The sequence below is a fragment of the Bifidobacterium dolichotidis genome, assembly GCF_003951975.1.
Taxonomy (GTDB): domain Bacteria; phylum Actinomycetota; class Actinomycetes; order Actinomycetales; family Bifidobacteriaceae; genus Bifidobacterium; species Bifidobacterium dolichotidis.
Map to the genome: position 1 here is coordinate 355,515 of NZ_QXGM01000001.1, position 26,571 is coordinate 382,085.

At 49.5% G+C, this 26,571-nt stretch carries 22 protein-coding genes and 1 other RNA gene; 19 read left to right on the forward strand and 4 right to left on the reverse strand.

Annotated elements, in window-relative coordinates; all coding sequences use genetic code 11:
* Window positions 1-29: 29 nt before the first annotated feature.
* Complete coding sequence (gene nrdR, locus D2E26_RS01270) at window positions 30-494, forward strand: transcriptional regulator NrdR (RefSeq protein ID WP_125962894.1); 465 nt, start codon at window positions 30-32, stop codon at window positions 492-494.
* Window positions 495-690: 196 nt separating this feature from the next.
* Here the strand turns inward: nrdR and serA are convergent, their stop codons facing one another.
* Window positions 691-1,890 carry a phosphoglycerate dehydrogenase gene (serA, locus tag D2E26_RS01275; protein ID WP_125962895.1) on the reverse strand — a complete coding sequence of 400 codons (1,200 nt, stop codon included), beginning with the start codon at window positions 1,888-1,890 and terminating at the stop codon, window positions 691-693.
* Between the two features lie 10 nt (window positions 1,891-1,900).
* Window positions 1,901-4,180 carry a HelD family protein gene (locus tag D2E26_RS01280; RefSeq protein ID WP_125962896.1) on the reverse strand — a complete coding sequence of 760 codons (2,280 nt, stop codon included), beginning with the start codon at window positions 4,178-4,180 and terminating at the stop codon, window positions 1,901-1,903.
* Between the two features lie 470 nt (window positions 4,181-4,650).
* On the opposite strand from D2E26_RS01280, the gene mraZ reads away from it, so the two are divergent.
* From mraZ to D2E26_RS01355, 15 genes are all read left to right on the forward strand, one after another.
* On the forward strand, window positions 4,651-5,109 hold the full coding sequence (mraZ, locus tag D2E26_RS01285; protein WP_125963361.1) for a division/cell wall cluster transcriptional repressor MraZ: 459 nt from the start codon (window positions 4,651-4,653) through the stop codon (window positions 5,107-5,109).
* A complete protein-coding gene (gene rsmH, locus D2E26_RS01290; protein ID WP_125962897.1) occupies window positions 5,109-6,173 on the forward strand; it encodes a 16S rRNA (cytosine(1402)-N(4))-methyltransferase RsmH in 1,065 nt (354 codons plus the stop codon). Before mraZ ends, rsmH begins: the two co-directional genes overlap by 1 nt.
* Window positions 6,170-6,640, forward strand: a complete 471-nt coding sequence (gene ftsL, locus D2E26_RS01295; protein ID WP_125962898.1) for a cell division protein FtsL — start codon at window positions 6,170-6,172, stop codon at window positions 6,638-6,640. Before rsmH ends, ftsL begins: the two co-directional genes overlap by 4 nt.
* Window positions 6,637-8,460 (forward strand): peptidoglycan D,D-transpeptidase FtsI family protein, encoded by a 1,824-nt coding sequence (locus D2E26_RS01300; protein ID WP_125962899.1) that lies wholly within the window; start codon window positions 6,637-6,639, stop codon window positions 8,458-8,460. Before ftsL ends, D2E26_RS01300 begins: the two co-directional genes overlap by 4 nt.
* A 136-nt stretch (window positions 8,461-8,596) precedes the next feature.
* A complete protein-coding gene (locus D2E26_RS01305; RefSeq protein WP_241218818.1) occupies window positions 8,597-9,493 on the forward strand; it encodes a UDP-N-acetylmuramyl peptide synthase in 897 nt (298 codons plus the stop codon).
* Between the two features lie 277 nt (window positions 9,494-9,770).
* Window positions 9,771-11,294: a UDP-N-acetylmuramoyl-tripeptide--D-alanyl-D-alanine ligase gene (locus D2E26_RS01310; RefSeq protein WP_125962900.1), complete on the forward strand. Its 1,524-nt coding sequence runs from the start codon at window positions 9,771-9,773 to the stop codon at window positions 11,292-11,294.
* Window positions 11,295-11,463: 169 nt separating this feature from the next.
* The gene (gene mraY, locus D2E26_RS01315; protein WP_125962901.1) at window positions 11,464-12,564 is read left to right on the forward strand and encodes a phospho-N-acetylmuramoyl-pentapeptide-transferase; all 1,101 of its coding nucleotides are present in this window, start codon (window positions 11,464-11,466) and stop codon (window positions 12,562-12,564) included.
* 81 nt (window positions 12,565-12,645) lie between these two features.
* A complete protein-coding gene (gene murD, locus D2E26_RS01320; protein WP_125962902.1) occupies window positions 12,646-14,076 on the forward strand; it encodes a UDP-N-acetylmuramoyl-L-alanine--D-glutamate ligase in 1,431 nt (476 codons plus the stop codon).
* Window positions 14,063-15,448, forward strand: coding sequence for a peptidoglycan glycosyltransferase FtsW (locus D2E26_RS01325; protein WP_125962903.1), 1,386 nt, complete (start codon window positions 14,063-14,065; stop codon window positions 15,446-15,448). The genes murD and D2E26_RS01325 overlap by 14 nt, the downstream gene beginning before the upstream one ends.
* A gap of 80 nt (window positions 15,449-15,528) precedes the next feature.
* Window positions 15,529-16,740, forward strand: a complete 1,212-nt coding sequence (gene murG / locus D2E26_RS01330; protein WP_125962904.1) for an undecaprenyldiphospho-muramoylpentapeptide beta-N-acetylglucosaminyltransferase — start codon at window positions 15,529-15,531, stop codon at window positions 16,738-16,740.
* A 194-nt stretch (window positions 16,741-16,934) separates the two neighbouring features.
* The gene (gene murC / locus D2E26_RS01335) at window positions 16,935-18,494 is read left to right on the forward strand and encodes a UDP-N-acetylmuramate--L-alanine ligase (protein ID WP_241218819.1); all 1,560 of its coding nucleotides are present in this window, start codon (window positions 16,935-16,937) and stop codon (window positions 18,492-18,494) included.
* Window positions 18,495-18,498: 4 nt separating this feature from the next.
* The gene (locus D2E26_RS01340) at window positions 18,499-19,947 is read left to right on the forward strand and encodes a cell division protein FtsQ/DivIB (protein WP_125962905.1); all 1,449 of its coding nucleotides are present in this window, start codon (window positions 18,499-18,501) and stop codon (window positions 19,945-19,947) included.
* Between the two features lie 168 nt (window positions 19,948-20,115).
* Window positions 20,116-20,514: a transfer-messenger RNA gene (gene ssrA / locus D2E26_RS01345) on the forward strand.
* A 319-nt stretch (window positions 20,515-20,833) separates the two neighbouring features.
* On the forward strand, window positions 20,834-21,304 hold the full coding sequence (locus D2E26_RS01350) for a hypothetical protein (RefSeq protein WP_125962906.1): 471 nt from the start codon (window positions 20,834-20,836) through the stop codon (window positions 21,302-21,304).
* Between the two features lie 407 nt (window positions 21,305-21,711).
* The gene (locus tag D2E26_RS01355) at window positions 21,712-22,152 is read left to right on the forward strand and encodes a hypothetical protein (RefSeq protein WP_125962907.1); all 441 of its coding nucleotides are present in this window, start codon (window positions 21,712-21,714) and stop codon (window positions 22,150-22,152) included.
* A 181-nt stretch (window positions 22,153-22,333) separates the two neighbouring features.
* On the opposite strand, the gene D2E26_RS01360 is transcribed toward D2E26_RS01355, so the two are convergent.
* Complete coding sequence (locus D2E26_RS01360; RefSeq protein WP_125962908.1) at window positions 22,334-23,866, reverse strand: 3'-5' exonuclease; 1,533 nt, start codon at window positions 23,864-23,866, stop codon at window positions 22,334-22,336.
* 377 nt (window positions 23,867-24,243) lie between these two features.
* Here D2E26_RS01360 and D2E26_RS01365 point away from each other — a divergent pair, with 377 nt between their 5' ends.
* The 3 genes from D2E26_RS01365 (at window position 24,244) to D2E26_RS01375 (ending at window position 26,046) form a co-directional block, all read left to right on the forward strand.
* Window positions 24,244-24,726 carry a hypothetical protein gene (locus D2E26_RS01365; protein WP_125962909.1) on the forward strand — a complete coding sequence of 161 codons (483 nt, stop codon included), beginning with the start codon at window positions 24,244-24,246 and terminating at the stop codon, window positions 24,724-24,726.
* A 116-nt stretch (window positions 24,727-24,842) separates the two neighbouring features.
* A complete protein-coding gene (locus D2E26_RS01370) occupies window positions 24,843-25,289 on the forward strand; it encodes a hypothetical protein (RefSeq protein ID WP_125962910.1) in 447 nt (148 codons plus the stop codon).
* A 301-nt stretch (window positions 25,290-25,590) separates the two neighbouring features.
* Window positions 25,591-26,046 carry a hypothetical protein gene (locus D2E26_RS01375; RefSeq protein WP_125962911.1) on the forward strand — a complete coding sequence of 152 codons (456 nt, stop codon included), beginning with the start codon at window positions 25,591-25,593 and terminating at the stop codon, window positions 26,044-26,046.
* Here the strand turns inward: D2E26_RS01375 and dtd are convergent.
* Window positions 26,040-26,531, reverse strand: a complete 492-nt coding sequence (gene dtd / locus D2E26_RS01380; RefSeq protein ID WP_125963364.1) for a D-aminoacyl-tRNA deacylase — start codon at window positions 26,529-26,531, stop codon at window positions 26,040-26,042. The genes D2E26_RS01375 and dtd overlap by 7 nt on opposite strands.
* Window positions 26,532-26,571 lie beyond the last annotated feature (40 nt).

Genomic DNA, 26,571 nt, shown 5'->3' on the forward strand with positions numbered 1-26,571 from the left:
TTGGCGTTGTACAGACTATTGTTATATGTATGCATTGTCCTTTTTGTCACAGCGCTGAAACAAAAGTAATTGATACGCGCATTAGCGAAGACGGTTTTTCTATTCGCCGTCGTCGTCAATGTTTGCACTGCAATAATCGATTCACCACGATGGAAACAACCACGCTGCTCGTGAAGAAGCGTTCTGGTGATGTTGAGCCATTCAACCGCGAGAAGATTATTGCTGGTGTGCGCAACGCATGCCACGGCAGGCCTGTTAAAGAAGAAGATTTAAAGCGTCTTGGTATGCAAGTCGAAGAAGACCTGCGTGCACAAGGTTTAGCAACTATTCCATCGGATGTTGTTGGTAAAGCAATTTTGAAGCCACTGCGTGCACTTGACGTCGTGGGTTATATCAGGTTCGCAAGCATTTATCAGAACTACAAGAACCTTGATGATTTCCAGCGTGCTATTGACGATTTGCGCGCCGAAGATGAACAGAAGGCGAATAAGTAATTCGCGTTCAACACGGACAATGCATCGCTAAAACAAGTACTACTCAAGTAGGTATTGCTCAAGCAAGAATCGTTTGAATATTAACTGTTCAAGCGGGTACCACTTAAGCAAGTACGGAGTAATCGCATAATCAAAGAACCCCGTTGTAACGAATACTGATGTTACAGCGGGGTTCTTGCTATACGTATTGTGGTGGTTATTGCATGACTCGAACGCGAATCGTGCCTGGAATGGCTTCGAGCGCTTCAATAGTTTCTTGGCTCAGTGGAGCAGAAACATCCATAACGGCATAACCGATTTCACCTTCAGTACCGAGCGACTGAGCAGAAACGTTAATGTCCTGTGCGCCGAGGTGCTGGTTAACCTGAGCCAGAATACCTGGCAGGTTCTTATGCAGATGAGCCACACGAGCTTCGTTCTTGCAATCACCAACAGTAATTTGTGGCAGATTGACACTGAGCATCGTAGAAGCCTTGAACCAGTAATCCGACAGACGCTGGGCTACGAACGTACCAATATTCTTCTGAGCTTCCAGAGTGGAGCCACCAATATGAGGTGTGAGCACCATATTGTCTTCATCGGCTAATTCAGAAGTAAATGGATCACCCTTAGCCTTTGGCTCAGTAGGGTAGACGTCAAGAGCAGCACCAGCAATATGACCGTTGTCAATGTACTTCTTCAATGCAACAAGATCAGCAACAAAGCCGCGGGAAGCATTAATGAAAATAGCGCCCTGCTTCATCTGTGCAAACTGATGCTCGCCAAAGAAACCAGTATTCGACTTACGTCCATCAACATGCAGTGTTACAGCATCAGACTGCTCAAGCAGCTCATCAAGCGTTTCACAGCGATGAGCATTGCCGAGTGCCAGCTTTTCTTCCAAATCGTAGAAGACAACGCGCATGCCAAGGGCTTCGGCGAGCACAGAAAGCTGCGAGCCAATATTGCCATAACCAATAATGCCAAGTGTTTTGCCACGCACTTCATGCGAGCCCGTAGCAGACTTATCCCAGACGCCATGCTTGAGATAATGTGTATGCGCTGGAATACGACGCATTAAGCAAATAATGTCGCAGATAACGAGTTCCACAACAGAGCGCGTATTCGAGTATGGCGCATTAAATACAGCAATACCCTGATTAGCAGCATAGCTGAGATCTACCTGATTAGTACCAATGCAGAAGCAGCCAATTGCTGTTAACTGAGGGCATGCGTCAATGACCTTTGGCGTAACCGTTGTTTTCGAACGGATACCGAGTAAGTCCACACCATCAAGAGCCTCAATGAGTTCATCTTCGCTCAATGCGCCCTTCATAGTTACCACGTCAAAACCGTCTTTGCTCAACGCTTCGGCGGCAAGGGGATGAATATTTTCGAGGAGAAGTGCTTTTGGCATGCACACTAACTTACACGGTAATGGTTTTCTCGTCAGCACGTGTCCGCAATATAACCAGTCGTTGCGTTGGACGCGTCAAAGCGACATACAAATCAGAGGCAGCTACCAGTCGAGAAGGAGCCTCTTGTTCGATCATGCCAGGGTCCACAACAATAACTGCGTCGTATTCCAGACCCTTAACATCTTGTGCACCAACCACGCTGACCTGATGATCCCATGCGTCGCCCTGTTCGAGCTGCTGCATTTGCGAATCCGTCATAGCTGAACGCAATGCCTGCTTGACGCTAGCCTGAACCTCATCATGCAGCGCAATAGGCGTAATAACAGCCACACGACCAGTGCCATCAGCCTGCACAAACTCCGAAGCGAGTTGCGCGGCCTGCTGACCCGTAGCCTTGAGCAATGCCTGCTGATCATCGCACACTTCGTGCTTCACAGAATCAGGCATCGTACGAACACCATTTACCGTAGAAACATACAGGCCCTCACGCTCAGCAAACTCGGCAGCAAGCTGCGACACTTCCTTAGGGTTACGGTAATTAATCGTCAGCTCATTCAACGACCAATTCTCAGGACCAAACAGACGATCCATCGTACGAGCCCAGTCACGAGTACCACCCAAAGCACTGGTCTGTGCCACATCGCCAACAATCGTGAACGAACGCGAAGGGCAACGACGAATCAGCATGCGCCAATCCATAGCCGTCAGTTCCTGCGCTTCATCAACAACAATGTGACCATAGGTCCATTCACGATCAGCAGCAGCACGCTGAGCAGTTAACTCAGCATCAAGCCCCTGCATCTGGTCAACGAGCATCGACGACGATACAATGCCAGAACCAATACCTGCCTGAGCCAGTGTCTCTTGAGCAAACTGCTCATCGCGCTGACGAGCAGCATCACGAGCAGCGGCGCGAGCTGCTTCACGAGGATCAGGTCCCAGTAATTCGAGGGCCTCGTCAAGCAGCGGAATATCAGAAACCGTCAGCTCGGATCCCTTTGGACGAACCAGAGCCTGAACCTGCTGCTTATTGAGCCAAGGCGCATAACGATGCAACTGTTCTGGCTTGGAGAACAGCTGGTCAAGCAGCCACTGCGCATTCATAGGCAGCCAAGCCAAATTCAATGTAATACGCAGCTGATCGTTCATACGCAGCTGCGACATAATATCGCGCAGCTCTTCAGCCTCTGGTGCGTAATCGAGCTCATCGACATAACGACGGCGCATCGTCTCTAGCATTTCGCGGACGAATGTTTCACGAGCCTTGTTATGAGGCTGACGCGTACGGCGTGCATCGCGAATAGCTTCACGAATATCTTCAGCACGCATAGCAATACGAATGCCATTAATACTAATGACCGGCAACTGCTGTGGAACGCGTTCACGACCAGCAACAGCATTACGAATAGCTTCGTGCATACGAGCTTGGCCCTTGATCTTTGCTGCGTATGGCTCATCAACACGTGTTGCCGTCACTCCTGGAATCAGATCGGCAATAGTGCGAGACACCACGCCCGTTTCACCAAGCGAAGGCAACACCTGATCAATATAACGAAGGAATGTAGAGCTAGGACCAATAACGAGTACACCAGAACGGTCCAGCATGCGACGGTGTGTATAGAGCAAATATGCAGCACGGTGCAGAGCCACTGCCGTTTTACCCGTACCAGGGCCACCCTGTACAACAACAGCACCCTTTAAATCAGCACGAATAATGGCATCCTGCTCAGCCTGAATTGTGGCCACAATATCGGTCATTTTGCCCGTGCGGCGAGAGCTCAGCGAAGCAAGCAAAGCACCTTCACCAGTGAGCGTGCCACTTTGCGAAGCCTCATCAACATGTGCCGAATGCACATCAAGCACTTCATCTTCCACGCCAGTAACTTCGCGGAAGTGCAACGTAATATGACGGCGCATAACAATGTCGCCGTGGTTTGAAGGCGTAGCCTCATAGAACGGACGCGCAGCTTCTGCACGCCAGTCAGTCAAAATTGGCTCGTGATGTTCATCGGATAAACCAATGCGGCCAATATAACGGCGATCGCCAGACGTATTATCGAGACGACCAAAGACCAGTCGGTCCTCAACAGAACGCAACTGTGTAAGACGATCCTCATACATCGTGGCAAAGGAATCACGCTCAGTGCGTTGTGTAGGGGAGCCATGTGAACCAGCAGCACGTACTGCATCAAGTCGTTGCCTTGCTTGAGCACGAAGATCGTCCAATCGGTTGTAGGCACGATCAACAGCACGCTGCTCGATTTCGAGCTGCGAGGAATAGTTAGACATAACACCCCATCAGAAACGTTGTTTCGTATTTCAAGACAAAGTATTCTAGCGCATCCCTGCTACGGTTTTTCGTTTTGAGTTCCCGCAGTTGAGCAGTGCACTGATTCACAGTTGGGGGAGTGCTGCAAGTTTGTGATAGAGCTGACCTTTTCTTAGAGATGATATTTGTTCCCCACTTTGCCCCACAGACAACGATTTTGGGCATGTGTAGCGTCAGTTTTCTGTTGTAACAGTTAGCGTAAGAAACTTTCACAATAGATCCACGCGACTCGTCGTTTCGCGCTTACTGCGGCTTAGTAATGCCCCCTTTTTGAAACGGGAGGCGTTCTGGTGGGGAAAATGGGTGAATGGTGGGGTAAAGTGGTCTCAGTTCGTCGCGACACAGGATTCGTGTACGCAAAAGGAGGTGGATGATGACTGATCAAATCGTTGAAAATCAGCCAAAAACACCGCTTTCGGACACTGAATCCATGGGTGGGGTGGCAATGCCCCCGTTATTACTCGGAACGTATAGCCCAAAAATTGACGCAAAAGGACGTCTGGCTTTGCCTGCGAAATTTCGTAGCCAACTTGGTGAAGGCATGGTCATGGCGCGAGGCCAAGAGCGCTGCATTTATTTACTGCCGGCCTCAGAGTTCCGACGCATTGCCATGCAAATCCAGCGGACGTCGATGGGCAACAAAGCTGCACGAGATTACTTACGTGTGTTCCTCTCGGGAGCTGTGGATACGGCGCCAGATAAGCAGGGACGCATTTTAGTACCACAAATGCTGCGTGATTACGCACATTTAGGAAACGAAATTGTAGTCATTGGTGTTGGAACGAGAGCCGAGATTTGGGATGCCGAGGCTTGGAATGAATATTTGGCAGCTCAGGAACAAGGCTATTCAGATATTGCAGATGATGTTTTACCAGAGTGGGAGTGGTGATGAATCAGATTACGCAGATTCACGAACCTGTATTGCTTGACGATTGCGTGAATCTCGTAGCACCTGCGCTCAACGCTCCTGGATCAGTTGTTGTTGATTGCACGTTGGGCTTGGCTGGCCATGCTACGGCATTTTTGAAGGCAGCGCCTAACGCTACATTACTTGGCATCGATCGTGATGCAGAAGCACTTTCGCTGGCTACACAGCGCATGAAGGATGAAGGTCTGGCTGACCGTTTTATTCCTGTACATGCCGCATTTGATGAGTTCGCTCAGGCTGTAGAATCGCACGGAATTTCTACGGTGCAAGCAGTTTTTATGGATTTAGGACTTTCGAGCCTTCAAATCGATGAAACTGAACGTGGCTTTAGCTATGCCCATGATGCACCACTTGATATGCGCATGGATGTGAGCCAACCATTAACGGCACAGCGCATTTTGGCTGAATATGATGAGGCTGATTTGACTCGTATTTTCAAGGAATATGGCGAAGAGCGATTTGCGCGCCAGATTGCTCGCCGTATTGTTTCGACGCGTCAGCAGCAGCCACTCGTGTCTTCAGAACAGCTGAACCGTTTGGTTGATGATGTTATTCCACGTGCTCATCGTGGTACTGGTAACCCTGCAAAGCGTGTGTTCCAAGCACTGCGTATTGAAGTCAATGGTGAGCTCGATAAGCTCCGCCGCACACTGCCACAGATTGCTAACCATTTGGCAGTTGGTGGTCGTCTTGTCGTCGAGTCGTATCACTCGCTCGAAGATCGCACAGTAAAGACGTTTATGAATAAGGGTCTGACCGTTGATGTGCCAGCGAATATGCCAGTAATTCCAGATGATGCGCAGCCATTCTTCAAGGCACTGACGCGTGGTGCTATTAAGGCTGATGAGCAAGAAATTGCTCATAACCCACGTTCCGCATCAGTCAGGTTGCGAGCCGTAGAACTGACTCGACCAATTCCACAACGTTGGCGTACAACTTTTACCCACGAAGCATTTGATGAGAATGAAGGCCCACGCCATCATTTCCAGAACAATAAGCGTAAAGCACATAGGAGGAGCCGATGACCTCGCCGCAGCCACGTTTGACGCGCTCGGGCGTCGCACCAGCAGGCCGCAAAGATAAAAGTGCTTACGCAGGTATTTCGAAACGACCTCAGCTTGAGCTGATTAAGGGATCGAAACCAGAACAGCGTAATAAGCTTTCGGAATCTTTTGCAGCGTTTTGGAATTGGACTAAGACGAAGTCATCTCCAATGGTGCACGTCATTGTTGCTGTTGTGTTCTTAGTCGCTTGCCTGTTGGGCTCGCTGTTCTTAAGAACGCAAATGGTGCAGAATTCATTTGAAGCTGCCCAAGTTACGCACAACATTACTGTGCTTAACCAAGACGTTGAGGAAGATCAGGCTCGACTCGATGAGCTCGAAGCCTCCTTGCCTCAGAAAGCCCACGATATGGGTATGCAACCAGCTGATGGCTCGATCACCATTGATCTTCAAGGCTACAAGCCAAGTCATCCAGAGGGAGAACGATGAATCGTCCTCAAGGTCGACCAAATGCCGCGCGTCGTACGGCGCATTACGGACATACACAAATTATAAAGCGTGCTGTCTGGGTGGCTTTGGCATTCGCTCTTGTACTTATTGTGTTTATTGCTCAGCTGGTTCGTGTGCAGCTGTTTGAAGGCCATGAAATGGCCATGAAGGCTCAGGCCAACCGTACCTATAAAACAGTGTTAAGTGCTAAGCGCGGTAAAATAACCGACGTCAATGGCACAGTGCTTGCGCAGAGCGTGGAGCGCTACACGATTATTGGTAACCCTGAAGCAGCTCAAGCATTTAAGCCAACTGCGTGCACGAAGGCTACGAAGGATTACTGCCAGACCATCGACGGTAAGCCGCTCAATACGAGTGGGGTAGCGGCAGTGTCGCAGCTGCTCGCACCAGTGCTTGGCATGAATGTCTCTGAATTAGGCGGCAAACTTTCCGGCACGGGACAGTACGTTGTGCTCAAAAAGGATGTCACTCCAGAAGTCAAGCGCAAAATTGACGCGCTGCACCTGGGCGGCATCGTCTACGGCACGCGCAGTAACGAACGTCTGTACTCGAACGGCACACTGATGGGCACGCTGCTGGGCGGCGTTGATGCAGAAGGTAAGGGTGTCTCCGGTATTGAGCAGCTCGAAAACTCGCTGCTGACGGGTCAGGACGGCTACGAAATTTATCAGGTCGGCAATGGCGGCGAAGAAATTCCTGGCACGATGACTGATTCGAAAGAAGCAGTCAACGGCCAGAACGTGACGCTGACTATCGACCGTGATGTGCAGTGGCAGGTTGAACAGATCCTCAAGGAAGCGCAGAAGAAGAACAACGCTGCTTGGGGCATTGCTGTTGTTGAAGACGTGCAGACGGGCGAAATTCGTGCACTGGCTGACACTGATGAAGTGCAGGCTGGTAGTGACGAAGCCAAGCTCAATGTGTCTCGCGCAGTGTCGGAGACGTTCGAACCTGGTTCGATCGGCAAGGTCTTTACAATGTCGGGCCTGCTGCAAGAGGGCTTGCACCATATGGGTGACCACTTCTCAGTGCCTTCGACAATTAACATTGCAGGTCAGAAGTACGAAGATGCAGAAGTGCACGGTACTGAAAACTGGACGCTGGCAGGCATTCTGAAACAGTCTTCGAACGTTGGCACGATTATGGCCTCCGATAACTATTCGGATGCCCTGCGCCACAAGTATTTGACGAAGTTCGGCGTGGGCCAGCCTTCTGGTCTGAATCTGCCGGGTGAGTCGAAGGGTATTCTGCGCCCTGCAAACCAGTGGGATGGTCGTACGCGTAATACGGTGCTGTTCGGTCAGGGCTACACGATGAATGCACTGCAGATTACGAAGGCTGTTTCGGTTATTGCTAATCACGGCGTGGCTAAGCCACAGTCGATTATTAAGGCAACAACTGATGCACAGGGCAAGACTACGGAAATCAAGCCAGCAGGCGAAACCGAGCGCGTGATTGACGAGTCGGTGGCTAAGGATGTGCTTAACGCTATGGAATCCGTTTCGGAAGGCTATAGCAAGTTTGCCTCGGTGAATGGCTTCCGCGTGGCTGCAAAGTCGGGTACTGCTGAGGTTCCAGGCGCTAACGGCAAGCTGACGAGCATGATCTCCGATTACTCGGCCATTATTCCTGCTGATAATCCACGATTCGTTGTAACTGTGGCATTAAAGGATCCTCAGGGTGTCTTCGGTGGTGTTACAGCAGGTCCTGTGACGGCACAGATTGGCCAGTTCCTGATGCAGAAGTACGAGGTGCCAAACTCGCCACCACGTACCGACGCAATCCCTACGGAATGGTGAGGCAACAAGCGGTATGTAGTGCAACGCGTAGCATGGGATTGAAGCGAGTAAGCATAGCGAGTCATAGCTAGGTCAGTAACGCCTAGCTATGAACGAACAGTACTGAAGTTACTGAAGTAAGGAACAGGAGACGTCGATGAGCGCTGTCACAGAGGCGGTCTCCCAGCGCATGACGCTAGGGGATTTGGTAACAGATCATGGATTTGATTTAGTACCTTCGTATGCGGGTGATGTGACCATTACGGCTCTGGCTGACGATGTTGCTTCCGTAACTCCAGGCGCTATGTATGTGCCATGCCAGCAGGTGAGCTTGGCTGATATTAACGAGGCATGTGAAAACGGTGCGTACTCGGCACTGTTGCCACTGGCTATGAAGCCACAGCTTGTTAAGCATGGCAAGTCGCTCGTGGATATGCCACTGATGTTCGCTGATATTACGCGTGCTCAGCTCGCTCGTATTGCATCCACAATGGCAGGTAATCCTTCTGACGCGTTGGCAGTGTTCGCACTGACTGGGCCAGATGCTGCGTTGCTTGAACACGAAGTCAGCGAAGTCGCACGCTTCCTGCATATGCTGGGCAACCCAGTTGGTGTTATTAATGCCAATGACTCACAATTACTGGAGCGTTTCCTTGATTTGAGCTATCCCGTTGATGTGCTCAGCATGCAGCGCGCCATTGCCGTTTGCGCCGAAGATGGGGCAGCGGCTTTGATTGTGACGATGAATGATGACACGTTGCAAGAAGATGCATTGCAGTCGGTGGCTGTTGATGTGATTGCATGCGACGGCATTCCAGAGCCTGATCGTGCGCAAGAGTTTATGGAAATCACAGCCGAGAAGTATGGCTGCGCTATTTCGAAGCAAACACGATTCGTTTTGCGTACTGAAGAATCCGATACGCTGGCTTTGCAGTCTGGCGTAGAGCCTGCTTTGGTACGTCCGCTTTCGTTCGCAATTGCTATTGGCTTGGCTGTTGGCGTGCGAAAGAACAGTATTCGTAGCGCACTGCGTGTAACAAGGGAGTTCCACTAAGCACGAGCATTTTGTAACAAGCTTTATAGCGAAATCACAAACAAACCTCACGTAACGCACTGGTTGCGTCAATATCGTAGCCACTACAACACAGAACGTTGTTCAAGTTGTTCAAGCTGTTCAATACGCAGTTCCATACTGCAGGAGCACATCAATACTGACGTATTGACTGACGTATTGAACCGAGTGAGTTAACCCCCCCAACCAAAAACCAATAAACCAAACTTCAACCTCCGAACCCCCGGAAGTAAGACCTAAATACCAAGGAGCTACGAACATGATGTCCATGACTTTGGAGCAGATTGCTCAAGCTGTCAACGGATTGCTGGTCCTTGCGCCAAACTCTGACGTGAACCAACAACCAACGAATGTTGTTATCGATTCACGCATTGCTAAGGAGGGCACGCTATTTGTAGCTATCCGCGGTGAGCATTCTGATGGTCATGATTATGTGGCAGACCTTGGCAAAACTGGCGCCATTGCCGCAATCACTGATCACGAAATTGCGGAGAGCTCTGTGGCACAAATTGTGGTTGAAAATACTGTGACAGCATTAGGAGATTTGGCCCGTCGTAACCTGCAGATGCGTCGAGAACAGCCAGAAGAGTTCTCGATTATTGGCATTACGGGTTCGGTTGGCAAGACGACGACCAAGGATTTGCTGCATGCACTGCTCAGCGAACTTGGCGAAACAGTTGCTCCTGTTGGCTCGTTCAATAACGAGCTGGGTCTGCCACTAACGGCATTGAAGGTTGGCCCAACTACGCGTTTCCTCATTGCTGAGATGGGCGCTAACCATGTTGGCGAAATTGCCAAGCTGACAAAAATCGCTCCACCAGATGTGTCGGTGGTGCTCAAGGTTGGTACGGCCCACTTGGGCGAGTTCGGTTCGGTCGAGCGTATTGCTCAGGCTAAGTCCGAAATTGTGCTCGGCGAGCGTGCTCAGGGCATGACGGTGCTTAACGCTGATGATCCACATGTGGCTGCTATGGATGCTCTTGCTCCAGGCATGGTTACGTGGTTCGGCATGGAACACGCTGCAGAGCACGATGCATTTGTGTCTGCAGATCACGTGCACATGGACGAAACGGGTCATGCAGTCTTCACGCTGCGTCAAACCGATGGCGCTTACCAGCAGGTGCGCTTGGGCATTCCAGGCGAGCACAACGTGATGAACGCACTGGCTGCAACTGCAGTCGCTGAATACTATGGCCTGCCACTGCGCAGCATTGTGCAGGTGCTCGAGAATGTGCGCTCGATTAGCCCACACCGCATGGAAGAGCATGTTGTGGCACGCGAAGGTAAGCCAGAGTTCATGCTTATTGATGACTCGTTTAACGCAAACCCTGATTCGATGCGCGCTGGCATTAATGGTCTGATGGCCTTTAATGCAGCAAAGCCTATGACGCGCATTGCCATTCTTGGTGCCATGCTTGAGCTCGGCGACAACGAGCACGAGCTGCACAAGGCAATTGGCCGTTATGCACGCGAGCAGGGTGTGGACGCCGTAATTGCCGTGGGCAACATTCAAGACGCTCATCTTATGGATTTGGCTGCTCACTTGGCTCAGGGCGTTGAAGAAGTTTCCGAAGAAGCTTCTGAAGCAGCTGAGGCAGTCGAAGCAGCAGCTCCTGAAGTTGCTGTGGCCTCGAGCATTGACGAAGCCGAGCAGATGCTTGACGCAATTGCGACAAGCCGCGAGTCTTCCCCCGACGCATCGAATACCGTGGTGTTACTTAAGGGCTCGCATGCATCTGGTCTGGCATCGCTGGCAGAGCGTTGGGCTGAACACTTCAGGTGAGCGCACTATAGTCACGAGTCGAACGACAGGTTTGTAACGCGTATCGTTGCCGCATGCTGATGAGCTGCACAGCGGTACGCATTGCCGCGCCGCTCGGCAGAGAGAAACAGTTTACACTTTCAGAACCTAGATCCACGTAAACTCACGACAGTGATTGGAGAGAACACTCGTGATATCCGTCATCATCGGCATCCTAGTTTCCTTGGTGGTGACCTTAGTCGGCACGCCATTGCTGATTAAGCTGATCCACAAGCACAACTACGGCCAGTACATTCGCCAGGATGGACCTCAGTCGCATCTGGTGAAGCGTGGTACGCCAACGATGGGTGGCATTGTTATTGTGTTGGCCATTGTGCTGGGCTGGTGCGCAGCATCGTTATTCCGCTACCTCAGCACTGGAGCGGTGCCATCGTCGTCGCCTGTGCTTGTGCTGTTCGCAATGGTGTCGATGGGCCTGCTGGGCTTCATCGATGACTTCGCTAAGGTGCGCAAGAAGCAGAGCGAAGGTCTGACTGTGCGCGGCAAGTTCATTGGCCAGATTATTTTCGCTACGGTATTCGCTGTGCTCGCTCTGCTGGTGCCTACGCGCAACGGCATTCCAGTTGCTCAGTCGGGTATGAGCTTCATCGAAGCACCATTCGTCAGCTTTGATTTCGCTGGTCGATTCCTGTCTATTGTGCTGTTCGTGATCTGGGTCAACTTCTTAATGGCTGCATGGACGAACGCTGTTAATCTTTCGGACGGCCTTGACGGCCTGTGCTCGGGTATGTCGATGATTGCGTTCATGGGCTTCGGCGCCATCGCATTCTGGCAGGCCTACCACCTTGTTGGTCTGGGTCACGCTGGTTTCAGCTACGCCGTTTCTGACCCTATGGATCTGGCTACGATCGCACTGTGCGCTGCAGCTGCTTGCCTTGGCTTCCTGTGGTACAACTGCAACCCAGCTGCCATCTTCATGGGCGACACGGGTTCCCTCGCTCTGGGTGGCCTGTTCGCAGCTCTTTCGATTGTGACGCACACCGAGTTCCTCGCCCTGATTCTGGGTGGCCTGTTCGTTGTGGAAGCCCTGAGTGACGTCATTCAGGTCGGCTTCTTCAAGATGACGCATCGTCGTGTGTTCAAGATGGCCCCAATTCACCACCATTTCGAACTTTGTGGTTGGAGCGAAGGCAAGGTCGTCGTCCGCTTCTGGCTCGTTGAGCTGCTGCTCGTTATCGTCGGCGTTGTTATCTTCTACGCTGACTGGCTTGCTCGCTCGGGTCTTATGTAATTGAAGGCTTAGTTATTTCTGCTTAACCGTCAAATAGGGGAGCCAAGTTACTTGGCTCTCCGTTTCGAATCGAGGAATGCAATGGATTGCACCGATAAAACATTTGTTGTAGCTGGCTTAGGCGTTTCTGGACGCGCAATGGCTCAGGTGCTCGCTGATCGCGGCGCTCATGTCATCACGGTTGATGAGCGCAACGAGCAGGCTGATGTATCTGATTTTGGTGCCGTTGATTGGACGCATGTTGATGCGCTGTGCGTGTCTCCTGTGTTCAACCCACGTACGCCATTCATTCTGGCTGCTCAGCAGGCACAAGTCCCTGTTATGAGCGAAGTGGAATTGGCTTGGAACCTGCGTGTGCCAAACGAGCGCACGGGTAAGCCAGCTCCATGGATTGGTATTACGGGTACAAATGGTAAGACGTCGACGACTGAAATGGTTGCCGAAATGTTGACTGCATGCGGTCTGAAGGCACCAGCAGTTGGCAACATTGGTAACGCACTGTCGTTAGCAGCAGTGGATCCAACCAACGATGTGCTGTGCGTCGAGCTGAGCTCGTTCCAGATGCATTTCACTGATTCGTTGGCTCTGAAGTGCGCCACGATTACGAATATTGCAGCTGACCACTTGGATTGGCATGGCGGCATGGAGAACTATGCCCATGACAAGTCCAAGGTGTTCCACAATGCAACGCATACGATTGTGTACAACGCACAAGATGAGCGCGTTACTAAGCTTGCACAGGCTGCCCAGACCGCAGAAGGTTGCGATCGTGTTGGCTTCACGCTGGATAAGCCTGAATTGGGTCAAATCGGCGTTGCTGACGGTTGGATTGTTGACCATGCAGGTCTGACTGGTAGCGAGCCAGATGCACCAATTATGGTGGCTCCTATTAGCGAGTTCGAGCATCTGCGTGAGCCAGATGGCACTGTGTATCCTCATCTGCTTGCTGATGCATTAACTGCTTTGGCTCTGGTACTCGGCTTTGGTGCCGATGCGCAGAAGTGCGTTGAAGCATTGAAGCAGTTCCATCCAGGCGGCCACCGCATTGCTTGCGTGGCTGAATATAAGAACGCTGAAGGTTCGATTCGTTTTATTGATGATTCGAAGGCTACGAATGCTCATGCAGCAGCTGCTTCGCTGGGCTCGTTTGCTGATCACTCAGTGTCGTGGATTGCTGGCGGCCTTGCTAAGGGTGGTCGTTTCGAGCAGCTGGTTGCCGACAACCACGATCGTCTGGTTGGCGTGACCGTTATTGGTGTTGATCAGGAACCAATGCTTGAAGCACTGAAGACGAGTGCTCCAGATGTGCCAGTCACCGTCATTGATCCTGAACCAAAAAACACGGTTATGGCTCGTGCTGTAGAAGCTGCAGCACGCTACGCTCAGCCTGGCAATGTGGTGCTGATGGCTCCAGCTTGCGCTTCTATGGATCAGTTCAAGTCGTACGCTGATCGCGGCGATCAGTTTGCTAATGATGCACGCCGCTGGGTGGATGAGCATGAGCACGCGTAAACCTCGTACACGTTCTTCGTCTTCTGCGCCTACTGCTACGCCTCGAAAAACGCGTTCTACGAAGTCCCGCACTTCATCTTTCCGTACGTCTCAGTCAGCGTCTGCACCATCAGCAGCATCGTCAACTGCTGCCAATCGTGGTGCTGCAGGTGCTGGCTCTGGCGGTAAGGGAACTGGTTCAGCACACGCCAATTTTGAGCAATTCCATGGTTGGCGCGCTTTACTGAACCCTATTTTCTGCTATCACGGCTTCCGTATGTCAGTGACTGTGCTGACTATTTTCGGCCTGATTATGGTGTTCTCTAGCTCCTCAGTCACGATGGTTTCTGCAGGTGCTTCACCATGGACGAAGGCAATTTCACAAGCAATGTTCGCCGTTATTGGCGTTGTTATTGCATTCGTTGCTATGCGTCTACCGGAAAGCCTGTATAAGCGCATTAGCCAGCCTGTGCTGATTCTGGCATTCTTTGTGCAGCTGTTAACGCTGACGCCTCTGGGCACTGAGGTGCAGGGTAATGCTGGTTGGATTCGCATTGGCGGATTAACATTCCAGCCTGCAGAGTTCATGAAATATGCACTGTGCTTGTGGCTGCCAAAGGCCATGATCGAAGCTCGTAAAGAGTTCGAGAAGCTACCGAAGGACGCAACGTTTAAAGAGCGCCTTATGGCATTCAAGGTGCCAATTATTGGCTATGTTGCTGGCTTCGGCGCCATTATGATCGGTAAGGATTTGGGCACCGGTCTTATTGTGCTGCTGATTGGTCTGATGGGCTTCTGGATTGGCGGATTCCCAGGTAAGCCTTTGCTTGCTATTTCTGGTGCAGCATTAGCACTGGTTGCTGCATTCGTGTTCTCGAGTAAGAACCGAATGACTCGTATTCTTGCTACCTATACGCAGTGCTCGGCCGATGATATTCAAGGTATTTGCTACCAGTCCGTGCATGCTAAATATGCATTGGGTTCTGGCGGTTTATTCGGCGTGGGTATTGGTAACTCGCGAGAAAAGTGGAACTATCTGCCTGAAGCACATAACGACTTTATTTACGCCATTATTGGTGAGGAAACCGGTTTTATTGGCACCACGATTGTGCTGATCCTGTTCGTTATTTTGGGCTGGAGCATGTTCATCATTGCTCGCAGCACGAAGGATCGTTATATTTCGATTGCTCTGCTGTGCTTCGCTGTGTGGATTATGGGTCAGGCCATTGTCAATATTGGTGTGGTTATTGGTCTGCTGCCAGTGATGGGTGTGCCACTGCCATTCGTTTCTGCAGGTGGTTCATCCTTGGTCATGTGCTTGCTCGCAGCAGGTACTGCCGATTCATTAATGCGCAATCAGCCACAGATTCATGCTGAATTAACGCGTGTGTGATGCTCTACAATCGCTGAGCCTAGGAATGATGACGGCGCACGGCGATACAGTGGCATAGAGAACAGGAACAAAGGATAAGCATGGCAACAGCATCGAAGCATATTATTCTGGCTGGCGGCGGTACAGCGGGTCACGTGAACCCACTGCTTGCTGTAGGTGCAGCAATTCGTCGTCTCGATCCACAGGCTCAGGTCACCACGCTGGGTACTGCAGTTGGTCTTGAAGCAGATCTCGTACCACAAGCAGGATTTGAACTGGACACCATTGAGAAGGTGCCATTCCCTCGTAAACCAAATGCATATCTGTTCAAGTTCCCTGCAAAGTGGCACAAGGAAATGAAGCGCGTTCGTCAGATTCTTGAGGAGCGTCAAGCCGATGTAGTTGTTGGCTTTGGTGGCTATGCTTCGGCTCCTGCTTATGCCGCAGCACACAAGATGGGTCTGCCAATTATTATTCACGAGCAGAATGCTCGTGCAGGTATGGCCAACAAGCTTGGTGCTCGCTGGGCTACATTCGTCGGTACTGCATACTCGAACACGGGTCTGCAGGGTGGCAGGGATACGAAGATTGAGCGCGTTGGCTTGCCACTGCGTCCAGCCATTGCTGAGCTTGCACAGCGTATGCAAGAAGATCGTGCAGCAGTGCGTCAACAAGAAGCTCAGGCTCTGGGTCTGGATCCAAACCGTCCAATTATTCTCGTCACTGGTGGCTCGCTCGGCGCGGTCAGCCTGAACAAGGCTGTTTCGGGCGCTGCAAAGGAACTGCTAGCTCATGCACAAATCGTGCATCTGACTGGTAAGGGCAAGAGCGCCGAGGTAAAAGCACACGTGGCACATTCGGCTGGTTCGAGTGCATTAACTGGTCTGGGTGAACAGAGCGAACCAGGTCATGATTACCACGTTGCCGAATATCTGGAACGTATTGACCACGCCTTCGGCTGCGCTGATCTCGTGATTTGCCGTTCTGGCGCAGGTATGGTCAGCGAGTTGACTGCACTTGGTCTGCCAGCTGTGTATGTACCACTGCCAATCGGTAATGGTGAGCAGCGCTTCAATGCTCAGCCTGTTGTTGACGCAGGTGGTGGCATTATGTGCGCAGATAGTGAGTTCACGTCGGATTGGGTGCGTGAGCACATTCCGCCGCTGGTGTCGAATCTTGCACTGCTTGAAGCGTTCGGTACGCAAGCATGGCAGTACGGCATTCGTGATGCTGCAGAGCGTATGGCACGCATTGTGCTTGATACGGCTGCACAGCACGAACAGCAAGAACAACACGAGCAGCACGAGGCATAACAATGCTTAGAGCCACCGGGGTATGTACACAATGAAGCTGGTCATACGCCGGTGGCTTTCAATAACAACGTAGGTTTACGAATCCTGACTGAGTAAATTCCCAGAAACATGACTGACAATATGTGCAGTTAGTCGAGGAATTCACAAGGTCAGGATTCATCGCGTGAAGCTTCCTTAATCCGTCAGGAGGGACCATGGAACAGCACAGCATGATTGATGTCACGCTTGATCCAACAATTGATGCATTCGGTTTGAATGATGATGCACAGGATCAGGCACCACTGGAACGTACACACTTTATTGGTATTGCTGGTGCTGGCATGAGCGTATTGGCTGAAATGCTGCAGCAGCGTGAGGGTAATGTGCAGGGTTCTGATCGTGCACCAAACGGTCGTACTGAGCGCTTGGAATCTATTGGTGTTGATGTGCGCTTCGGTCAGCGTGCTGAAAACATTGCAGGTGTGAACACGGTAGTGTATTCGAGCGCTATTAAGCCGGAGAATCCAGAAATTCAGGAAGCTGCTCGTTTGGGTGCCAAGATTGTGCACCGCAGCGATATGCTGGCTTGGCTGATGCACGGCACGAAGGCTGTGACCGTAGCTGGTACGCATGGTAAGAGCACGACGAGTGCTTTGCTGGCTCATCTGTTGGTGCACGCTGGTAGCGGCGAATTGGCGGATCCAAGCTACGCCATTGGTGCTTCGATTCAGGGACCTGATGGTACGACGCTTGATGGTGGCCACGCTGGCCAAGGTTCAGTTTTCGTAGCAGAAGCTGATGAATCCGATGGCAGCTTTGCAAAGTACCACCCATCCATTGCCATTATTACGAATGTAGAAGCAGATCATCTGGATCACTATGGCACGGTCGAAAACTACCGCGCAGCATTCGTCAACCATGCTTCGCATGCTCAGCAGGCTGTTATTCTGTGCACCGATGATGCTGGCGCACGTCAAGTGCTGCGTGCGATGGATCCTGCAACGCGTGCACGCACTATTGCGTATGGCACTGCAAGCGAAGATGAACTCGGCGATTTGGGCGGCGCTATGTATGTGTCGATCAGCGATGAGCATGAATCGTCAACCGATGGTGCTGAGCACTTTGTCATTGATTTGCCTGCTCGTATTGCCAAGCAGGCTACGGTTCTGCCAGTACAGCTTGCTATTCCTGGTCTGCATAACGCTCGTAATGCAACGGCTGCAATTATTGCTGCAACGCTGCTTGGTATGGATCCATTTGTGGCTGCTCAGGCTGCTGCATCGTTCCATGGCGCTGCTCGTCGTTTTGAGATTAAGGGCGCAGCTCAAGATGTGACGGTTATTGATGACTATGCTCATCATCCAACCGAGATTGCCGCACTGCTGACGGCAACGCGTCGTCGTTTTGCTGATGCTCAGATTCACGTGCTGTTTCAGCCTCATCTGTTCTCTCGCACGCAGGAGTTCGCTCATCAGTTCGCTGAGGCGCTGAGCTTGGCTGATGATGTTATTGTGACGGCTATTTTCCCTGCTCGTGAGCGTCAGGAAGACTTTGCTGGCGTTACGGCACATACGATTGTGGCTGCTGCAGCAGATGTAGAACATGAAGGTTCTGATTGGATTTGCGATATTGTTGATATGCATGATGCTGCAGGCATTATTGTTGAGCATGCACAGCCAGGTGATGTGATTCTGACTGTGGGTGCTGGCGATATTACGAAGCTTGATGATGAATTGCTCGAGCTGCTGCGCACCTCGGCAATGAATTTGGAGTAAATGCATGGTTCAACGCAAGCCACGCACGGCATCGTCGTCATCGTCGTCTCAGCGACCATCTGAGCAGACGCATCTGACTCGTTCAGCGAAGTTAAGCAGAAATCGATCTGCTTATACTCAGGAGCACACTGGCCAAACAAGGGCCGTGCGCTCCGCGAGTAGTGCGCAACGAACGGGTGAAGTAAAGCGTCAGACGTCGAAGAAGAATCGTGCGCTGCAGCAAACTCAAGCACTGCAGAAAAAGAAAGCAGTGCAGAGGGGACAAGCGGGACAGCGAAAGACGCAGGGGAGGACGGCCCACAGCGGCACTGTGCAGAGGACAGTGCCACGCAAGTCTGCACAGAACTCCGCGCTACAGGCTCAGTCAGCTCGCCAGTCAACGCAACATGGTGATCGTAAGACGACCAGTGGTTTAGCAAAATCACTGGTGAGCCTGCGCGACCGTTTGCATAAGTCAGATCGTAAGAATCAGGCGAAGTCGAGCAAGCCGGGCAGGCTGAGTCGCTTGAATGGAACTGTTGAGCGCAAGCCACGTACGGCTTCGTCAGGCGGTTTGCAGCACGATGATCAGCCAAATGAACTGATTAACCGTAGCAAGCCGGGCTCTTTTGTGGATGCCCGCACAATGCCGTCAGAAGACGCCGTCAAGAAGACGCTCGATGAGACAACGCGTTCGCTGGGTCTGGTCGTGCGTCCAAAAGTGCTGGACTTTACGAGTCGACAGAAGGAACGCAAGCAGGTTGAGCTGCTGACCGTGCTCAAGCGTGTTGGTATTAGCACGGGTATTGTGGCCGTGATCGTGGGGCTCGTGTGGCTACTGTTCTTCTCGCCAGTGTTGAGGCTTGAGTCGTCGAATATTACGGTGACGGGTGCCAATGACTGGGTGAACGAAAACCGCATTATGACTATTGCTCAAACGCAAGCAGGAAAGTCGTTGCTGCTCGTGTCTGGTTCCGATGTTGAGCAGGATTTGCGTAACATTCCAGGTGTTTCGGAAGCTCATGCCACGAAGACGTTCCCGAACAAGTTCGAAGTTTCGATTGTCTCTCAACGACCAGCAGCCATGCTGAAAATCAAGGGCACGGATCAGCTGATTGCCGTCGATAATCATGCACGTGTGCTCAATACGGTTGAAGGCAAGTCCGTCGAAGGTATTCCTGTTATTGAGGTCGACAATGCAGAAAAGGCGATTAAGAATAAGGGCATTATTAATGCGGTCACTATTCTTGATGCAATGCCAGAATGGTTGCGTTCGCAGGTAACTGAGGTGACCGCTGCAACACAGGATTCAATTGCGACGAAGCTCAATACGGGCGTTACGATCCAGTGGGGTAGCAGTGCTGATTTGAAGCTCAAGATGGCTGTTGTCGATAAGATCTTGAACGATCCGAATGTGCTTGGCGATAAGACAGAAATTAACGTCAGTGCTGCGCAGAGGCCGATTATTAAGTAAATTCGGCGCTACATCTGAGTTTGGAAATACTCAAGCTTCGGTAAGAAAACAGCCGCAAATTATGCTCTGACTCGCATAGCTTGCGGCTGTTCCACTAGCGGACTATATTGAGAAGTCCGGCCTAGTGCTGGAAATGTTTGATAATTCAAGTACCTCACTTGAAGTGAAGGGGCCGATTGGTTTCGACGGTGGTCTGTTCGCTTCGGGGAAGCGTGTCGAGAACGATGGGTCCGCTCGTGATGCCCCCATCAAAAGAATAAGTGCTAAATCTAACCGCACTGAGTTCGCTCTCGCTGCCTGATAGCTTTTACGCCAGGATTAACCAGTGAGCAGCCGCTCCGTCTACTCTCCTTCGTCTTCGGGGAGAAGCTAGGCGTCGTTTAGAAGACTTGCCTAAGCTCTGGCGTTTCAGCGGAGTTTAGGGACTTTAACTGAGACTATGCTCGCTAACAATCGTCTGTGATCTGTTAGGGGCAGAAAAACTGCCGAATTGGCTAACAGAATATGCACGTAGAAGACCGAAGGTACGACTACCGGACCGGGGTTCAATCCCCCGCGGCTCCACTTTCAGGGATTCAGCTGTTCAAGCTGGGTCCCTTTTTTGTTGCTATTGAGACGCATTTCCACCGGATGAGGGCGCTTGTGAACACGCCGTAAATGCAGCGGATTTTTAGCGTAAACGGGGGGTATTTGGTGAAGGAATTGCAAATACACTTTGGCTATGTCATACTTCTACATAAGCCACTAAAGCGATATCGCATGGTGAGCTTTCTAGTATTCAATAAGCTAAACCCATGGAGTTTGCGGGACTGCTAATCGCGTAAGCGAAGGATCGATGGCAGACAGAGGCAAACACATGTGGGTATTCTGAGGGGATCAGAACATTATGGATAAAAAAGCAATTGTTTCTAAAATTGCAATGGCAGCTTCTGCACTTATGCTAAGTGCTTCTGCTGTGGTGCCTGCTCATGCAGCAACCATTTCTCCAACCGACATTGATGACAATGCAATTACATTCCAGGAAGATACTATCGTTTGCGGGACGGAGCCATGGAGCACCCACACCTGTGATGTAGATTTGTATACTCATAGTTTGAGCAGTATTCATTTCGTTTTAAATTATTCTGTAAATGATGAAGGTGCTGCTACTTTCGATGTGCGCTATTCGAGTATTGAAGCTCGTAGCTCGACCGTATCTCATGAGTCAATTACTCTAAAAAAGTTTGAAATAGCAGATGATAACTCACATATTAATGTGAGGGCACATACGTGGAATAGCCGTAGTGGAACCGGCAATTTCATAGACTGGACTGTTAAATATGTGAACGGTCAAATTGTTATTGATCGTTTCTGGTGATCTGGCACTTCGGTAAACGGTTACATCTGATGCTGGCATAGCACTAGTCAGTGAGATTCATCTCAGGCTGTTTTGTAATACATAGCAATATGTATTGCGAAGCAGCCTTTTTCGTGTTGTTATCTAGCCTAATTAATTGATAAATAAGGCGTGGAAGTTACCTATAGAGCTGCACTGTGAAAACGTTGTCCGTATGGAGAGATGGTTATTTGTATATCTTGTGAACGTCTGCAATACTCTTAACTACGCCGTCAAAGTGAAAACATCACTTGATGAGATGAAATATTAATTAGGTGTTCAATATTCGCATTATTGAGCTGCTATGTGAGAGATTTATTATTTCTCAAAAGTAGACACAATTTTATGCATTTGAATACTGATCTGAAATCAATTAAGGGAATAATTATATGATTAAGAAAACAACCACTTCAAAGATCGTACTCGCTGCATCCGCACTTCTTCTCGGCACCTCTTTGGTGGCACCTGCTCAGGCAGCAACTATTAATGCTGCACCAGTTGCAACGGATAACGCTACGGTCGTGAGCACTGCAGAAAACTATGTCGGCGCTGCCAGCAATAACATCCTGCACACGGATAACGGCAGCACGATTTATGTGAATTTCCAGTACTTTACCTATCATGGTCTGCCATCTGTTAATGCCGATTCGATCACTACGGATTTCGAATCGTCGGAGTATGAGACTGTGACGAAGGTTGAGTGCTCAGTTGAGGGATACGGCAAACAGGTTGTTGTGAATGCAACTGCAAAGCTGAAGAATGGCACGTATACCACGTACAGCTGGACTCTTGAATTTGATTTCGACACCGATACGTATACGTTGAAGTGAGCACTTCGAGCACGTACCTATTCAAGCTGTAATAATTGCTTTACCGTTATTAAAATAAACTGAGGCTGTTTTGCAATGCATAACACATGTGCATTGCAAAACAGCCTTTATAATTGCTGCGTAAGTTACAACATGCAGCGATACAAAATGCTTACACGTATGTGGGCGGTCAGAGGAGTTTCTACACACATACCTGAAGTGCGTATACGTCTTCTTCTTTGCTTAGGTGAACCGCTACAACGCAACCTGACGGATCAATGGATTGTATAGGAGCATGTGCGATCTCAGCAATTAATGCTCCAGATAAACGTAAGGTAAATCCTTTGTCGGTTGGACGAGCGATCATCCAGAGCCATGTATTATTCTCATAAGCTCCAAGCTCATGAGAATTTACTGTGACTTCAATTACCTCACCCCGAGTCGATAATACCTTTTTATGTGGTTTCGTATTGGCGAATACCCTTTGTTCCACGCGATCTTGTACAGGTACGGTAGTGACTTTAACAGGAACAGCTGCTGCAGCAGTTTGAAAGCGAGGAGATACTGTATCTTGTACTTTCTTTACATAGGTTTCGTCTCGGATTAATTCGACAGGCTCATCTGGATATGGGAATTGAACGCGGATCTGATAGATACCTTTTTCTTTATCTTTAACGTGATTACGAATATGCGCGAGCATAACTGCGCCAGTAGATGGTATTTGACCATAATGGCGCTCCATTTGGTACTTCGTAATATGCCCAATACGGTTGCCATCAAGTGAGACCCAATATGTTGGATAGCCTGCATTCTTGCCTGTGTCAATAATGCCTTCTTCAACCCAAACATAAAGCCATGCATCGTAGCCATATGAGGATAGTAGTGGTTGAAAATGCTCTTCACCATTAATATCGAGACCGCATTCCACGGTGATTATCTGCTGGCCATCGGGTGCTTGATTTTTTGGTGTCGTATCAGATTGATCAAGATATGCACCCTTAAAGAATATTTGGGTTTTTCGCGCACGAGTAATGTCTCGCTGCTTCTCAATTTCTTGAATTGTTTCTTGACTAATTGATACATTGGCGCCCTCATTAGCCATGAGTTCGTAACATTCCAACGTGTCTCTTGCATCATCTATAGCGCGATGTTGTTGCGAACGTTCTATACCAAGTAGTTGCATTACTGTCTGCAAGGTATGTGACGGAGAATCGGGGAATAAGCTACGTGAGATTGTCAGAGTATCATCGCGATGCTCAAAATTCGGCTCAATATTGAGTCTTCTACCTACAATACGTAGTGCGTTTAAATCGTATGCAATATTATGGCCAATAATTGTTAGTGGCTCAATGGCTTTAATAATCTGCGGAATAACTTGGTGCGCCTGAGGCATATATAACAGATCTAGTGGTTCTATGCCTGTTAAGAGCGTAATAGCATTTGGCACGGCCATATGTGGCTGAATGAGCTGATCATATTCATATATTGTTTCGTGATTCTTACGTAGAATAGCGCCAAACTCAATGATTTCAAGTGAATCATCAGTGCCAATCGTCTCAGTGTCAATGACAACGCTAGTAGCATGCTTTGCCTTGCGAATGAATTTGCGAAGTTCTCGACTATTCCAATGCTTATTCTTCGTGTTTAGGGTGTTGGAATAATTGTTGGCAAACTTGGCGCCTGTCTTCCATCGTTGGAGCTTCTGTTTCATCTTTGAAAACATCATATTGCTCATCTTCTTTTATTCATTCGAATTTCGCGAATTATTCTCTAGATCTGGAACAGACACATACATTGATCCATGAGTCATCGCGTGTCTAGTCAGTAATACCTACTGCGTATTGTATTCGTGCTACGGATCGGCGTATTTTCAAGCACATAGAGATACGTTCTGTCAATCTGATCTCAGTGAATACTCGTTGAATTTGTGATTGCTAAAAGGCTGTGCCAAACTTATTACTAGGCCATCAAAGTCCAGAAGCTTGATGAGCCATAAGTAATACGGTCGAGAACTCTTAACAATGCTCACTGATCTGCTTTTTCGATGTAGCATTCCCGCATCGAGTTACAGATACAGGTTGGCATATGAGAGTCTCAGAGGAGGCCAACACTATGAATAAAACTAAGGTATTGTCCGGGGTGGCAATGGCTGCGTCCGCAATGATGCTGAGTACAGCTATGGTTGTTCCTGCACAAGCAGAGACAACTATGGTTCCAACTGATACAGATAATGTACTGGTATCAGATACTAATAATTTCTTTAAGGAACCAATCGATTGCGATCAATTCTTTTCCCATCACACTTGCGTGGTGACACTGAAGACGAATGCCGAAACGAAGATAAGGTTCAAATTCGGTTACCACATTAATAAAGAAGGGGCTCCGGTAATCCAGTCAAGGACTCTTCACTTCAAGATTTATTACAATCACAAAGTGCACGAAGCAGTACAAGTGACTGGTTATCAGATCACAGATCAGAGGAGCACGATTAAGGTTTCGGCAACTGCCATCCAGAAGGGGCATGAAGGGGAGTGCTACAACTGGGCTATTACGTATGACGGCAATAAATATGTTGTCAATGCTCTCGAGTCGTAATTCCTTTTTTCGTTTTGTAATTTTGCTAAAGATGGCTGCTTCTTCGCCATGATATACAGAATTACTGGCAAAGAAGCAGCCTCATATTATGCCCACATCATATGAGGAGGCGCATTATGAAAATGAACTCTATGCTTTCGAAAATTGCCGTTACCGCGTCAGCAGTACTCCTAAGCACCACCATGGTAGCCCCTGCACAGGCTGCACCAACGAATTTGACTACTAATGGCACAGTGGTTCAGGCTGTTGCGAATGATCTATCAAAAAGCAGGATCGACTGTGATAAGAATCTGTCCTGCACCGCGCAGTTAGAGACTCCACGCGGTTCTCAAATCAGCTTCCCATTCAAGGCGGAAATACAATCAGGCCAAGCTGTTATTAAGAATAAAGTGCTCGTGTACACCGAGAATCCTGCTGAGGGAGAAGAGATTCGAATCATTGGATACACCTTTGTAGAACAGCACAGTGGCATTGATTTTTCTGCAACTGTTCGTCATGGTAGGGATTTACAGAAGATTACCTGGCAGATTAGGTATCAGGACGGTGCTTACGTATTGATATAGCATTTGGACAAAATCAGATTTAACGACCTGAGATTTCTAACATAATACGGAGTCCTTGGTAGACAGGATGTATTTTCCGTCCAACCTTAAGGATGCTGGAAGCCTTTCCAAAGGTTGTCACGATGACGTTAGCGTCGTGACAACCTTCTGCGTAAACCGCTTAATAAGAACTCGCTTAATAAGAAGATAGTCATTGTGGTGACTCTTACTTATAGGCCAGGAACTGCTCATCGCATAGCGATGCTGGCAGTGGATGGGATGAACTCAGATGACAAATCGACATTGGTGTTTCAGAGTTGCTATGGCAGCTTCAGCAATTATGGTGAGTCTGTCATGCGCAATGCCGGCTCAGGCAATTACCAAGCCGGTCGATAATCCTTGCGAGGAAGATCGACATGGTACGCAGCTGATTATGCATCCAGCGCGTATGATCTCGACATCAGTAGGGCCAGTAATATGCGATGAAGATTCCCGTGCCTGCTCGGTCTCGTTGGAAACTGATTACGGCAGCACCATAAATTTTGATTACACCTATGATCTCAATCCCAACAATAAATACTGTAATGTTCAACTATCTGAAACCACGAGCATTGACGGTGAGGGAGAGCATATCTCAGCAGCAGGCACTAATGCAGATTTCGCTTTCACTTGGATTAATGCATATGCTATGTCAAGAACGCCGGACGGCAAATTACATATGTACGATTGGGTTATTGATCACGATTTGGGTTATGCTCGGGTAACCCGCTATCAGTGACTCTTCTTCGGCATATCGGTTTCGGTATCAAACAAAATCGTTACTGGGCCATCATTGGTTAACGAAACTCGCATATGAGCACCGAAACGGCCCTCAAACACATCAAATCCATATGCGGCCAATGCGTGGTTGAAGTCATGCCAGATTTGCTCAGCATGAGCAGGAGAGCCTGCTTCAATAAAGCTTGGTCGATTTCCCTTACGCACATTGCCATACAGTGTGAATTGAGAAATCGATAATACTTGGCCGTGTACATCGGTTAACGACGTATTCATTTTGCCTTGCGCATCTTCAAAAACACGAAGATGCGCAATTTTCTTAGCGAGCCAATTTACTTCAGCTTCACCATCAGTGTCTTTGACTGCGACCAGCAGCATATAACCCGTATCAATATGCTGTGGCGTAAATGATTGATCAACTTCACCGGTTTGCTCGTCAACAACATCAACGTGGGCCTGTGAAACTTTCTGCAAAACAATACGCATACGTCCCAGCATAAAACAAAACCTCACCGACAAGAGCAGT

Coding starts and splice junctions, on each gene's coding strand:
- ftsL (WP_125962898.1), top strand. CDS start 6,170: ATGACCTCGCCGCAGCCACGTTTGACGCGCTCGGGCGTCGCACCAGCA.
- D2E26_RS01300 (WP_125962899.1), top strand. CDS start 6,637: ATGAATCGTCCTCAAGGTCGACCAAATGCCGCGCGTCGTACGGCGCAT.
- D2E26_RS01310 (WP_125962900.1), top strand. CDS start 9,771: ATGATGTCCATGACTTTGGAGCAGATTGCTCAAGCTGTCAACGGATTG.
- D2E26_RS01360 (WP_125962908.1), bottom strand. CDS start 23,866: ATGAGCAATATGATGTTTTCAAAGATGAAACAGAAGCTCCAACGATGG.
- murD (WP_125962902.1), top strand. CDS start 12,646: ATGGATTGCACCGATAAAACATTTGTTGTAGCTGGCTTAGGCGTTTCT.
- dtd (WP_125963364.1), bottom strand. CDS start 26,531: ATGCGTATTGTTTTGCAGAAAGTTTCACAGGCCCACGTTGATGTTGTT.
- D2E26_RS01340 (WP_125962905.1), top strand. CDS start 18,499: ATGGTTCAACGCAAGCCACGCACGGCATCGTCGTCATCGTCGTCTCAG.
- D2E26_RS01325 (WP_125962903.1), top strand. CDS start 14,063: ATGAGCACGCGTAAACCTCGTACACGTTCTTCGTCTTCTGCGCCTACT.
- rsmH (WP_125962897.1), top strand. CDS start 5,109: ATGAATCAGATTACGCAGATTCACGAACCTGTATTGCTTGACGATTGC.
- D2E26_RS01365 (WP_125962909.1), top strand. CDS start 24,244: ATGAATAAAACTAAGGTATTGTCCGGGGTGGCAATGGCTGCGTCCGCA.
- D2E26_RS01350 (WP_125962906.1), top strand. CDS start 20,834: ATGGATAAAAAAGCAATTGTTTCTAAAATTGCAATGGCAGCTTCTGCA.
- murG (WP_125962904.1), top strand. CDS start 15,529: ATGGCAACAGCATCGAAGCATATTATTCTGGCTGGCGGCGGTACAGCG.
- D2E26_RS01355 (WP_125962907.1), top strand. CDS start 21,712: ATGATTAAGAAAACAACCACTTCAAAGATCGTACTCGCTGCATCCGCA.
- serA (WP_125962895.1), bottom strand. CDS start 1,890: ATGCCAAAAGCACTTCTCCTCGAAAATATTCATCCCCTTGCCGCCGAA.
- D2E26_RS01280 (WP_125962896.1), bottom strand. CDS start 4,180: ATGTCTAACTATTCCTCGCAGCTCGAAATCGAGCAGCGTGCTGTTGAT.
- mraZ (WP_125963361.1), top strand. CDS start 4,651: ATGGGTGGGGTGGCAATGCCCCCGTTATTACTCGGAACGTATAGCCCA.
- murC (WP_241218819.1), top strand. CDS start 16,935: ATGGAACAGCACAGCATGATTGATGTCACGCTTGATCCAACAATTGAT.
- D2E26_RS01370 (WP_125962910.1), top strand. CDS start 24,843: ATGAAAATGAACTCTATGCTTTCGAAAATTGCCGTTACCGCGTCAGCA.
- D2E26_RS01305 (WP_241218818.1), top strand. CDS start 8,597: ATGAGCGCTGTCACAGAGGCGGTCTCCCAGCGCATGACGCTAGGGGAT.
- nrdR (WP_125962894.1), top strand. CDS start 30: ATGCATTGTCCTTTTTGTCACAGCGCTGAAACAAAAGTAATTGATACG.
- D2E26_RS01375 (WP_125962911.1), top strand. CDS start 25,591: ATGGCAGCTTCAGCAATTATGGTGAGTCTGTCATGCGCAATGCCGGCT.